This is a genomic window from Desulfococcus sp. (assembly GCF_041737845.1).
Taxonomy (GTDB): Bacteria; Desulfobacterota; Desulfobacteria; order Desulfobacterales; family Desulfococcaceae; genus Desulfococcus.
Map to the genome: position 1 here is coordinate 1 of NZ_JBGSQX010000114.1, position 11,005 is coordinate 11,005.

Consider the following 11,005-nt stretch of genomic DNA (forward strand, 5'->3'; position numbering starts at 1 on the left):
TCTGTCAAAGAACAAAAAAATGAAGCCTGAAAGGAGGTCAAAAAACATCATTTGAATAGTCGTCCGAAACCGCTTTTTGAGCATTTTTGAGTGGCACCATTACGGCGATCATCGGTGGCACTATTAAGGCGATCATTGACAATATCACCGTTCTTGCGACGTGTCCACCGTGCACCGGGTTCAGTCGAGCCAATCCTGAGAATCATCTTCGTGATGACAAGCGAAACAGCTTGGTGCGTCGATCGGCTCAGTTCGCTGTCGCCCTATCGGTTGATATTGTCGTCATGGAAAACGCCCGTGAGCTGATTCGTGGCAACTTCAAGCACCATTATGAGTGGTTCCGGGAGCATCTGGAACGTCACGGATACAACGTCTTTGGTAGGACTTACATGCTATCCAGATTCGGCCTGCCACAAGTTCGTGAGCGGGCAATCGTGATCGCCGCCAAACAATATCTCCCGCTTCATACGTTAGATAGCCTGTGGGATGGCTGGGGTGCCTCAGACGAAGCTTTGACCGTCAAAAGAGCCTTTGAAATGATTCCAGCGAATGCCGATGGCTTCGATCTTTCCCCAGATTTTTCGTCCGACACAGTACGTCGAAGGATTGCAGCAATTCCGAAGGACGGCGGTTCATGGATGGATCTCTTACGGCGAAGAGATGCCGATGAGCTTTTGACTGATGCGATGAAGCGGATCGTTGCAAATAAGCGGTTCGGATCCTACCCTGACGTTTACGGTCGCATGGCCTGGGGCAAACCCGCCCCCACAATCAAGCGCGAGTGCTCTCATGTTGGAAACGGACGATACGTGCACCCCGAGAAGGATCGACTATGTTCTGTGCGAGAGATGGCAGCTTTGCAGGGGTTCCCGAACGATTTCGTACTCAACGGGGCCGCCATATCGAACATGTACCGTCACATAGGCGATGCGGTCCCTCCCTTGATTTCCTATCAGCTGGCACACATAGCCCACTGGATTCTGACGGGGAAACAACCCCAAATTAAAGATATACTCCTACCAGGGACTAACCTAAGACAATCGGACATAATGAAAAAAGGCCAACAGGAGCTTTTCTATGATTGATTTTACCGTTTCTGTAACTGCGGCTGAGGAGCGAAGGCTCAAAGAGTATAATTACCCCCAAAAATTGGACAGCCCATTAAGCTCTGATATGGTAGGCTGACCAAAACTAAAAGGAGGGGTGATATAAGGCAATGCAACGCAAAAGTTACTCAGCTACTTTCAAAGCAAAAGTGGCATTGGAAGCCATCAAAGAGAACCGTACATCGGCTGAACTGTCATCAGCATACGGTGTTCACGCGACGATGATCACCCGGTGGAAAAAGCATCTGCTGGAACAACTTCCGGACGTATTCTCAGATAAAGCCAAACGAAAGGATAAAAATAGCGAGGAATTGATTTCATCACTATATCAGCAGATCGGCCAGTTGAAGGTAGAACTCGACTGGCTTAAAAAAAAATCTGAACTGCTCAAGTAGTGAGAGAAAAAAGTTGATTGATCCACAACGACCGGATATCCCGATAGCTCGCCAGTGTGAACTGCTGTCTGTTGCGCGATCGAGCTACTATTATCAGCCGGCAGGTGAGAGCGCGGTGAATCTCGACCTGATGCGGATCATAGATGAGCAGTACACAAAAACGCCATTTTACGGCGTTCCGCGAATGACCGAGGTTCTTCGTAGGGGCGGATATCCTGTTGGCCGTAAGCGGGTGGCGCGACTGATGCAGATTATGGGAATTCAGGGCATCTGCCCGAAAAAGAATTTGAGCAAACCCGCTGAAGGTCATCGCAAATTTCCATATTTGCTCAGAAAATTGACGATTGACCATCCGAATCATGTGTGGGCAACGGACATCACCTACATCCGGATGAGATCCGGCTTTCTCTATCTGGTGGGCATAATGGACTGGTATTCGAGATATGTGTTGAGCTGGCGCATTTCAAACAGTCTCGACAACTTGTTCTGCATTGATGCCCTTGATGAGGCATTGGCGACAAGGCAGCCTGAAATCTTCAACTCAGACCAGGGCAGCCAATTTACCAGCAACAACTTTATATCCATTCTTGAAGGCAAGGAAGTCCGCATCAGCATGGACGGCCGAGGTCGGGCACTGGACAATATCATGATCGAGCGACTATGGCGATCAGTCAAATACGAGGAGGTGTATCTGAAAGATTACATGTCGGTCAGGGATGCTGTTGATGGGCTGGGACGATATTTACACTTCTATAACAATGAACGGCTCCATCAGTCTCTTGGTTACAAGACGCCATCCGAGGTCTATTTCAAAGAGCGATGAAAAAACGGCAGCATGAAACATTCACGTCCGTCTAAAAAGGAAGCGGCTGACGCCGCGTCGATTATGGTTATTTCGGCGGGAGCCGATTTAAGGGGGTGTCCCCCTTAAAAATCCCCCTGGATCGTGCAGAGCACCCGCAGAAGATTGCCCCGTGCTCCGACGAGCTATGGCGGGCCCATTCTCGCACGGGGCAATCTTCTGCTATATATTGTGCGATATGGGTTTTTATTCAGGAAAACTAGTAAAAACAACCTGGCCATTTGATTTCAACAGAGCTTAACTTTGCCAATTTTTTGTCTTGACTTTGGGGGTAACCATAGAGTTCATCAGTGCTTTGCGGACGAACTGTAAGGTGGAAATGAATCCGAAGTCTCCTTTTAATAGCGATTCGTTCGAGAGCGAATTCCGCTCGAAACTTCTTACTCATCACTGTTTTATGGGTTCGCCCCTATTTCAGGAAAGCTTTGATTCCGCCTTTATTGCGGCTTGTTCGCATGCTGGGCACAAGGTAGAGGAAGCAGCTGATGGACAACGGTTCTGGGATGTAATAGTTGATGGAAGAAGGATCAGTCTGAAGTCATCGAAGGCCAAAAGCCTTCGCGAGGACACGCTCCATATCAGCAAGCTTACTGAAGCTGCATGGATTCAGGATTGCAGAACTGCTGCGAAGCGTCGCGAGCACACGCGTCGCCTTTTTAAAGAGTATTGCGATGAAGTCGATGCCATTGTGCAGCTACGGTATTTTCAATCCTTGCATCGGTATGAACTTGTCGAAATTCCCGTCTCCCTTTTCTCTCAAATAATGGATGTCGGACGAGAGCACTTCTCCGCTGATGGTCCAACGATTAATATTCCTATCGGGAAAAACCCTCCCGACTTCACATTAAAGCTGGATAGGTCTGATGCAAAGGTCACAATTGCAAAAATCAACAAGCATTTGTGCTTGGTGCATGGGGTATGGCAACTTTAACGTGCCTGCAAATCGGTGCTCGAACAATCGCATCAACCCGGACTGGCGATTCCGCTACGCTCCATTGCCAGCCGGTTATGCGGAGCGTTCTGCCCCCCTATCGGTCAAAGAGAACAAATGACAAAGCACGACAAACTGCTCAAAAAGGTTTTGAGTGGAAGGTCCGATACAACCATTGATTTCGATGATCTACGGCGCCTCTTGGATCATCTCGGCTTTGATGAACGAATCAGGGGCAGCCATCATGTATTTGTCAAGCCCGGCATTCAGGATATGATCAACCTTCAGCGGGAAGGCCGTATGGCCAAACCTTATCAGATACGGCAAGTCAGATCCGTCATCACCAACTACGCCGTGGCGGTGTACGAGGAGGAATGATGCATAAATACGAGATAATCATCTATTGGAGCGATGATGACCAGGCTTTCATTGCTGAGGTTCCTGAATTACCTGGTTGCATGGCACATGGAAATGGTCCGGACGAAGCACTGAAAAACTGCAAAGACGCTATGGATCTATGGCTGGACACTGCAAGAGAATTCGGTCGAAACATCCCCGAGCCGAAGGGAAGGCGACTCCGATACGCTTGATCTTGGGTGGGAAGATCGGGATGGGGGTAGCCTCACGGCAGCAGAAAAGCAGTTTTTGATGTAAAAATCTGAATATAGCGTATCCTGAAGCAGGTCTCGATCAGGGTACCAGAAAAATTCGAAACATGATAATGGGTCGGATATGCTTATGATGAATGATAAAAAGATGGGGCTGAAATCCGCACCCACCCGGGGAAGGACCCTGGATCACGCCGCCTTTGTTTACGATGCCCTTGAACCGGTTTTGCTTCTCGGGAAACAGGCGGAATACGACAAGCACATTGTTTCCCTGCTCGATCTCAATGAATCGAACCGGGTTCTCGATCTGGGTTGCGGCACCGGCGTGCTCACGCGGATGATTGCAGACAGGTTGAATGCGGAGGCAGGAGGAAAGGCCATCGGCATTGATGCAGCAGCAAAGATGATACAGGTTGCCCGAAAAAAGCGGGCTACGGTCAATTGCGCGTTTGAAGTGATGGCCGCTGAATCCCTGTCCTATGAAGACGTTTCCTTCGACGCCGTTGTGTCGAGCCTTTTTTTTCACCACGTGCAGATGGACTTGAAGGAAAAAGCGCTTTCGGAAGCCTTTCGCGTCCTGCGGCCGGGTGGCAGGCTCGTCATCGCCGACATGCACGTGCCTGTCACCTGGATGGGCTCGCTGGTGTCTCATGTGTCCAGATGGTTTTTCATGCAGCCGCAGATCGGTGAAAATATTCGGGGCGTCCTGCCGGACCTCATCGAAAAGGCCGGTTATCAGCGGCCGGAAATCATTGCCACCTATTTTGGATACATCGCCCTGTTCAGCACCCAAAAGCCGGAAAAGTAAGGATGCGCACCATCGGAAAGCAATCAGGCGCCATGGTTCAGATGGAAAATATGCCGGCGGTAAAAAGCCTGCTGGCGGAGCTGAGATCCGGCCTTTCCAATTACTGGAAGGTTGCGGACGGGATCCTCCGGCAAAGCGGGGTTACCCTCAGGGCGCCGCAAGAGGATGACTTTTCCTTCAACAAGAATTTTTTCTCGCTCCTGTTTCTTTATTCCTTTCACCATGCCGGGATACAAAAACCCCGCCGTATCCTTTACGCGGCTACGCTCCAGTGCCTGCGAGGCATGGTTACCGGTTGTGACAACCTGCTGGATGGCGAATACAAGCAGACACTCGATACCGACATCCCGGAAACCGGGACCCGGTTTCGCTCGGTGATCGACATCATGGTCTCGGATCGGGTGCTGTTTCAGCTCCTCCTTGAAGCCTGTCGCCGGCAGGAAATCAACTTAAACCAGGCGATAGAGGCGGCAGCGGGGTCGATGAAGACGATGACCCGCAGCGGTGTGCAGGAGGCATCGGAGGAAGCGGGAATAACAACAATTTTAACACCGGACGACATCCTTCAAACCGTCCACCATTACAAAACGGGCATCCTTTTCAAATGTCCATGGGATATCCCCCTGGTCGTCGAGGACCTTGATGAATCTGAGATAGCGCCTCTGCTGGAGGGGCTCTACTGCATTGGTATGGGCTGCCAGATTATGGACGATATGGTGGATTTCATGTCCGACCTGGAACGAAAACGACACAATTTTCTGGTCTCTTTGATCCATCACAGCTCGAACCCACTGGAAAAGAACCGGCTTCATGAGCTGGTCGATACAGGGGGCCGGCAGCAGCTTACGGATCCGGCAAAGGATTTTCCCGATAGTGTAATCAAGGCATCCAAAACCTCCCACCGGTTTCTGGAAAACGGGCTGAACTTACTCTTTTCCGAGGAACACCGATTTCTTGTGGAACCTTCCATCCAATTTCTGGAGAAAAGAATCGGTGTCTCCCACTTATGCCGACGTCAAGACAATGAAATCTGATGGGATTCGATTCTGGACCCGCATTGCCCTGCTGTTTCTCGTTCGGTCCGGACGCTCCACCGCACCCCTGTCCATAATGGTGATCACCGCGGTTTCCGCCCTGATTTTCCTGTCCGCATTGGCAATCGGCGTTAACGACGCCATGCTTCGGAATACGGTAGGCTTGTTTTCGGGACATATTACCGGCCGCAAGTTAGCTGATTCAGTTCTTCCCGAAGACCTGATGGTGAAGGGGGTAGAGGGTGTTTTAAAGCGGGTCTATGTGCCGGGCGTTCTTTCCAGCGGCAGCCTCGGTCAACCGCTGATGCTTTGCGGCATCGATCCTCCCCGGGAAACCGCCTTTACGGCTTTTGAAAAGAAAATTATCGAGGGAAGGTATCCGCAAAGCGGTCATTCCGGGGTGTTGATCAGCAAGCCCCTGGCCGAGGAACTTGGCGTTCAAAAGGGGGCACCCCTTCTCTTCACATCCCGGTCGCAAGGCCGTTCCCTTGGGTTAACGGTTTCGGGAATTTACCAGACCCACATCGACCTGCTTGACAGGGGAATCGCTTTTTGTCCGGTAAGCGTGATGCCGGAGAAGGATCCCGGCTGGTCGGCGGCTGTTTTTCTTGAAACCGGTGTGAACGCCAAAGATGTCATTGATGAATACAGTCAAAAATGGCCGGGAAAATACGATTTTGAATCCTGGGAAACGATGATGCCGGACCTGCGGCAACTCATCGACCTCGAGTACATCTCCATGGGAATCGTCATCATCCTGGTGTTTGGTGTGGTGGCGATCGGCATTGCCTGCTCATTTGTAATCTTTATCATCAAAAACATGCGGGAATACGGCATCATGAAGGCCATGGGGGTAACGACCACGGAAATGTCGGTTTTGATCGTGATGAAGGTTGCGTTGATGAATGTCATCGCCTGCGGCGTCGGTCTGCTGATCGGCAGTCTCGCGGTATGGGGGATTGCCGAATCCGGCGGTATCGACATCACCGCTTTCACGTCTCATAACCGATACTTCACCGTATCAGGGATCATCTATCCACGTCTGACCGTATTTTCATTACTGGCACCCCCGGCGACGGCCGTTTTATTCAGCCTGATGGCGGCGGTGTGGCCGGCGGCTCTCCTGGCCGGAAAAAAAACCGCTGATATTATGAGGATGATTTGAGTCCATGATTCAGTTGGCGTCGGTCTCAAAGACATTCCAATCCGGGCGCGGGAAAGTCAGGGCGTTGATAGATATATCCTTCCCCATTGAGGCAGGCACGTTTACAGCCCTCATCGGGAAATCAGGATCCGGCAAGTCAACCCTGCTGAACTGTATTGGCGGGCTGGAACCTCCCGACACCGGGAACATCGCCTGTTTCGGGACGCCGATTTACTCACTTGGTCCCCGCGAACTGAGCCTTTTTCAGCGTCGATATATGGGTTTTGTCTTTCAACGGGGAAACCTTCTTTCCTATCTGACGGTTGCCGAGAACATTGGTTTTCCGCTAACCTTGAACCGGGTTCTGGGAAGAAGCCAGGCAAAACGGATCGACGAACTTCTGGATAGGATAGGTCTTGCGTCTGCCGCAACGGCGCTTCCCCACGAACTTTCGAGTGGTGAAACCCAGCGGGTGGCCATAGCGCGTGCCATTGCGCACAGCCCCAGTATATTGCTGGCCGACGAGCCGACCGCCAATCTGGATACGGTAACCGGTCAACAAGCGGTGGAACTGATGCGCGACTTGGGGAAGGATCATGGCTGCACCATCATCATGGCCACCCATGACATCGAAATAACCGGATCTGCGGACGCGGTCATCTGCCTCAAAGATGGCCGTATACATGAAGAGGAACGATGAATGTTTTAAAAAAAATCATGATGTGCTGTATTGTGCTGGCGCTTTTCAGCGGCTGTGCCTATCGGTATTATCTGGGCGTGCACGGCCCTTCGGTTAAAGCCTATCCGGATATCCATGAAGGGGTAACGGAAGATCAGGATTGCCTGGGCTGTCATCACCCGGATCGAAATCCTACAGGGCCGCCCACATCCCATCCGCAGTTCACCGGCTGCCTGAAGTGCCACAATGACGACCTGAAATGATTGAGCGCCTATTCTACACCGCGCGATGGACGGGGATGACGTCTGTCACAGACTTTTCCGCAGCGCCGGATTCAACAATCATCATCCGATCCGCGAATCCAGGATGCAAACCGAAACCATGCGGGATTCATCGCGGTTCATTATCGATAATCAGGTTTTCAAGTTCGTTCCGGTCATCGGGACCCATTGGAAATTTCTCCTCTAATATCCTGCCGACCTCTCCGACGGCCTGGCAGATACCCTCCGCCGGCCGCCCATCCCTGATCGCCTGAACGATTGCGGCGACAACATCCTTCCAGTGTGTCTCGGCAATGGCGGCGTTGATTCCCCGGTCGCCGAGGACCATGACGCTGCGTTCGAAAACGGAGATATAGATGAGGACCCCGGTCTCTTCACGGGTCCGGTACAGCCCCTTTCGGAAAAACTGGATTTGGGCGGCCTCCCGGACTTCTTCCGCCATTTCCGATGCCCGAATGAAACACCGCTTCAGGACATGAACGCGCTTGACGGCCTCATGAAATCCCAGGAAGAGGGGAATCAGCGCCCCCAGGAATATCCACATGTTTGAAGGGCCGGCCCAGAATAGAGCCCCCAGCGCCGGAGTGAGCGCGACGGCTGCGGGCAATGAAAAGGCGGCCGCACCGAGCAGGCCGGCCACGGGATAATGATGGCTCGCGGGAGCCAGCATGACGACGATTTCGCCCCGCGTGCGGCTTTCCGCCTCACGGACGCAGTTTTCAATCCTCTGCCGATCCGCTTTGGAAATGAATCGTTCCATCCGGTCTTTCATGGCATCTCCATCCGCCCCCAATCTACCAGCTGCCTGAAGCACCGCCTCCCCCGAACCCGCCCCCGCCGCCGGAGAAACCACCGCCTCCTGAAAATCCGCCCCCGCCGATGGAGAAGCCTCCTCCAGGGGGGAACCTGCCGGACCGCCTCCCGGAATGCAGCGGCAGGATGCCGGCGACTGCCGAAAGGATGAATCCCGCAACCAGACCGATGCCTGCCAGGGCAGCCAGGAACCCCGGCCCGGGTGAAAATGCCATGTACCCGAGGAACGGACTCAACAATCCGCCGGCCGCGGTCCCCAGGAACCGACTCACCCGCCCGAGCGAGAAGACGATAAAGATAAACAGGAACAGGAAAGGGATGGCATCCGTCACATCCGTTGGGCCGATCCCGCCGGAGTCCTTCTTGTCTTCTGCCTTGAACTCGCCCCTCACCATATCGATCATGGCCTGGACGCCGTTCACCACCCCCTGATCGAAACGGCCGGCCTTGAATTCGGGTACGATGATCCGGCGGATGATGCGGCCGGCCTGAAGATCGGTCAGGCGGCCTTCCAGTCCGTAACCCACCTCGATCCGCACCTTGCGGTCCGCCTGGGCGATGAGCAGGATGGCCCCGTTGTCGAGCCCCTCATGCCCGATCTTCCATTGCTCGGCCACCCGCATTGAAAATTCCTCCACCACTTCGCCTTCGAGGGAAGGTACGGTCAGCACCACGATCTGCGTCGAGTCCTTCTGCTCGAAGTCCGTCAACAGGAGATCCAGTTGGCGTACCACCCCCTGCGAAAGCATTCCGGCATGATCGTTGACGCGCCCCCGGAGCGGCGGCACCTCCAGGGCTATGGCCGCCTGGATCATCAGCACCACCAGCGTCAGGGATACTGCGGCGGCAATGCGTATGCCTCGATATATCGTCGGTTTTGGAAGCATGTCCGCGGCCCTAAAACTTCACCTTGGGCGCAGCCTTGGCTGCTTCATCGGCCTGGATGTATTCCTTGCGCTTCAGGTGCAGCAGCACGCTGTTGGTGAGGCTGTTGGGAAAACTGCGGATCGAGCTGTTGAACGTCTCGGCGGCCTCGTTGTATCGCTGCCGGGCCACATTGATCCGGTTCTCCGTTCCTTCAAGCTGATTCTGCAGGTCTTTGAAGTTTTCGTTGGCCTTGAGATCGGGGTACTTCTCCACCACCAGGAGCAGGCGGGAAAGGGCTGACGACAACTCTCCCTGGGACTGCTGGAGCCGCTGCAGCGCGGCAGAATCGCTCAGATCTTCGGCGGACAGCTTGACGGAGGTTGCCCTGGAGCGGGCATTGATCACCGCTTCGAGGGTTTCGCGCTCGTGGGAGGCATAGCCCTTGACGGTCTCCACAAGGTTGGGGATCAGGTCCGCACGCCGTTGAAGGGTCGCCTCCACGTCTCCCCATGCCTTGAAGACCTTTTCTTCCTGCTGCTGCATGGTATTGTAGCCGCAGCCGCCGAGTGCCATCGCCGCTGAAAAAATCAGGATCAGAACGAGCGTTATCCTTTTCATTTGAAATACCCCGTCTTCCTAAATGTTCATGATGCTAAGATTTCATATCGGGAAACAGCCGACGGATGTCCGCCGCCGCAGCCTTGCAGATGCCCCGCTCGGTGATGAAGCCCGTCACGAGGCGGGCGGGGGTGACGTCGAAGGCGTAGTTGCCCGCGGGGCTTCCTTCGGGCGGCACGAGGACGCTTCGGATGGCACCGCCGTCCAGGCCCTGGACATAGCGGACCTCGTCCGGGTTTCGCTCCTCGATGGGGATCTCCCGGATGCCGTCCTCGAGGGTCCAGTCGAAGGTGGTGGAGGGCAGGGCCACGTAGAAGGGGATGTTGTTGTCCCGGGCCGCCAGGGCCTTGAGATAGGTGCCGATCTTGTTGGCCACGTCGCCGGTGCCGGTGGTTCGGTCGGTGCCGGTGATGACCAGGTCCACGAGGCCGTGCTGCATGAGGTGGCCCCCGGCGTTGTCGGTGACGACCGTGTGGGGGATGCCGGCCTTGCCCAGCTCCCAGGCCGTGAGCCGGGCGCCCTGGTTCAAGGGCCGGGTCTCGTCGACCCAGACATGGATGTCGATGCCCTCCTCCCGGGCCACGTACATGGGCGCCGTGGCCGTGCCATACTCCACGCAGGCGAGCCACCCGGCGTTGCAGTGGGTCAGGAGGTTGACGGTCGCCCCGTTTTTCCGGTCGCGGATCTCCCGGATCAGGGAGACCCCGTGCTCTCCGATCCTGCGGCAGTTGTCGGCCTCCAGTTCGATGATCTCTCCGGCCCCTGCAAGGGCCGCGGCCCTCTTGGCCTCGGGCGTCCGGGCCGCCCGGATTTCGGGCACCATCCGGTCCACGGCCCAGGCCAGGTTCACCGCCGTGGG

Annotated in this window: 14 protein-coding genes; 10 read left to right on the forward strand and 4 right to left on the reverse strand. The window is 54.4% G+C overall.

The genetic code is table 11. The features are described 5' to 3' along the window. Positions 1-86: 86 nt before the first annotated feature. The 10 genes from ACEW8N_RS13020 to ACEW8N_RS13065 all read left to right on the forward strand — a co-directional run bounded on the left by ACEW8N_RS13020 (position 87) and on the right by ACEW8N_RS13065 (position 7,830). Entirely contained in the window at positions 87-1,085 is a 999-nt protein-coding gene (locus ACEW8N_RS13020) for a DNA cytosine methyltransferase (RefSeq protein WP_373500263.1), read from the forward strand. A 131-nt stretch (positions 1,086-1,216) separates the two neighbouring features. Continuing rightward, a protein-coding gene (locus tag ACEW8N_RS13025; RefSeq protein WP_373500264.1) for an IS3 family transposase occupies positions 1,217-2,324 on the forward strand; the annotation gives its coding sequence in 2 pieces (ribosomal slippage) (positions 1,217-1,483 and positions 1,485-2,324; 1,107 coding nt in all). Between the two features lie 334 nt (positions 2,325-2,658). Next, entirely contained in the window at positions 2,659-3,294 is a 636-nt protein-coding gene (locus ACEW8N_RS13030; RefSeq protein ID WP_373500276.1) for a hypothetical protein, read from the forward strand. 15 nt (positions 3,295-3,309) lie between these two features. After that, positions 3,310-3,672, forward strand: coding sequence for a type II toxin-antitoxin system HicA family toxin (locus tag ACEW8N_RS13035; RefSeq protein ID WP_373500265.1), 363 nt, complete (start codon positions 3,310-3,312; stop codon positions 3,670-3,672). Beyond that, complete coding sequence (locus ACEW8N_RS13040) at positions 3,669-3,884, forward strand: type II toxin-antitoxin system HicB family antitoxin (RefSeq protein ID WP_373500266.1); 216 nt, start codon at positions 3,669-3,671, stop codon at positions 3,882-3,884. The genes ACEW8N_RS13035 and ACEW8N_RS13040 overlap by 4 nt, the downstream gene beginning before the upstream one ends. A 148-nt stretch (positions 3,885-4,032) precedes the next feature. After that, complete coding sequence (locus ACEW8N_RS13045) at positions 4,033-4,710, forward strand: class I SAM-dependent methyltransferase (protein WP_373500267.1); 678 nt, start codon at positions 4,033-4,035, stop codon at positions 4,708-4,710. 2 nt (positions 4,711-4,712) lie between these two features. Continuing rightward, positions 4,713-5,744: a class 1 isoprenoid biosynthesis enzyme gene (locus ACEW8N_RS13050; RefSeq protein ID WP_373500268.1), complete on the forward strand. Its 1,032-nt coding sequence runs from the start codon at positions 4,713-4,715 to the stop codon at positions 5,742-5,744. Further along, positions 5,704-6,909, forward strand: coding sequence for an ABC transporter permease (locus tag ACEW8N_RS13055; RefSeq protein ID WP_373500269.1), 1,206 nt, complete (start codon positions 5,704-5,706; stop codon positions 6,907-6,909). Before ACEW8N_RS13050 ends, ACEW8N_RS13055 begins: the two co-directional genes overlap by 41 nt. 4 nt (positions 6,910-6,913) lie before the next feature. Then, positions 6,914-7,588, forward strand: a complete 675-nt coding sequence (locus ACEW8N_RS13060; protein WP_373500270.1) for an ABC transporter ATP-binding protein — start codon at positions 6,914-6,916, stop codon at positions 7,586-7,588. Further along, a complete protein-coding gene (locus tag ACEW8N_RS13065; protein WP_373500271.1) occupies positions 7,585-7,830 on the forward strand; it encodes a hypothetical protein in 246 nt (81 codons plus the stop codon). Before ACEW8N_RS13060 ends, ACEW8N_RS13065 begins: the two co-directional genes overlap by 4 nt. Positions 7,831-7,957: 127 nt before the next feature. Here the strand turns inward: ACEW8N_RS13065 and ACEW8N_RS13070 are convergent, their stop codons facing one another. The 4 genes from ACEW8N_RS13070 to mtnA form a co-directional block, all read right to left on the reverse strand. Next, complete coding sequence (locus ACEW8N_RS13070) at positions 7,958-8,620, reverse strand: TPM domain-containing protein (RefSeq protein WP_373500272.1); 663 nt, start codon at positions 8,618-8,620, stop codon at positions 7,958-7,960. Between the two features lie 22 nt (positions 8,621-8,642). After that, positions 8,643-9,548, reverse strand: coding sequence for a YgcG family protein (locus ACEW8N_RS13075; RefSeq protein ID WP_373500273.1), 906 nt, complete (start codon positions 9,546-9,548; stop codon positions 8,643-8,645). A 10-nt stretch (positions 9,549-9,558) separates the two neighbouring features. Then, positions 9,559-10,146, reverse strand: coding sequence for a LemA family protein (locus ACEW8N_RS13080; RefSeq protein WP_373500274.1), 588 nt, complete (start codon positions 10,144-10,146; stop codon positions 9,559-9,561). Between the two features lie 34 nt (positions 10,147-10,180). Next, the coding region (gene mtnA, locus ACEW8N_RS13085) for an S-methyl-5-thioribose-1-phosphate isomerase (RefSeq protein WP_373500275.1) at positions 10,181-11,005 on the reverse strand (825 nt) is incomplete at its 5' end.

Bases quoted from the DNA above. Each gene is read 5' to 3' on its own strand.
- ACEW8N_RS13040 (WP_373500266.1), top strand. From the start codon at position 3,669: ATGATGCATAAATACGAGATAATCATCTATTGGAGCGATGATGACCAG.
- ACEW8N_RS13045 (WP_373500267.1), top strand. From the start codon at position 4,033: ATGATGAATGATAAAAAGATGGGGCTGAAATCCGCACCCACCCGGGGA.
- ACEW8N_RS13050 (WP_373500268.1), top strand. From the start codon at position 4,713: ATGCGCACCATCGGAAAGCAATCAGGCGCCATGGTTCAGATGGAAAAT.
- ACEW8N_RS13060 (WP_373500270.1), top strand. From the start codon at position 6,914: ATGATTCAGTTGGCGTCGGTCTCAAAGACATTCCAATCCGGGCGCGGG.
- ACEW8N_RS13065 (WP_373500271.1), top strand. From the start codon at position 7,585: ATGAATGTTTTAAAAAAAATCATGATGTGCTGTATTGTGCTGGCGCTT.
- ACEW8N_RS13070 (WP_373500272.1), bottom strand. From the start codon at position 8,620: ATGAAAGACCGGATGGAACGATTCATTTCCAAAGCGGATCGGCAGAGG.
- ACEW8N_RS13075 (WP_373500273.1), bottom strand. From the start codon at position 9,548: ATGCTTCCAAAACCGACGATATATCGAGGCATACGCATTGCCGCCGCA.
- ACEW8N_RS13080 (WP_373500274.1), bottom strand. From the start codon at position 10,146: ATGAAAAGGATAACGCTCGTTCTGATCCTGATTTTTTCAGCGGCGATG.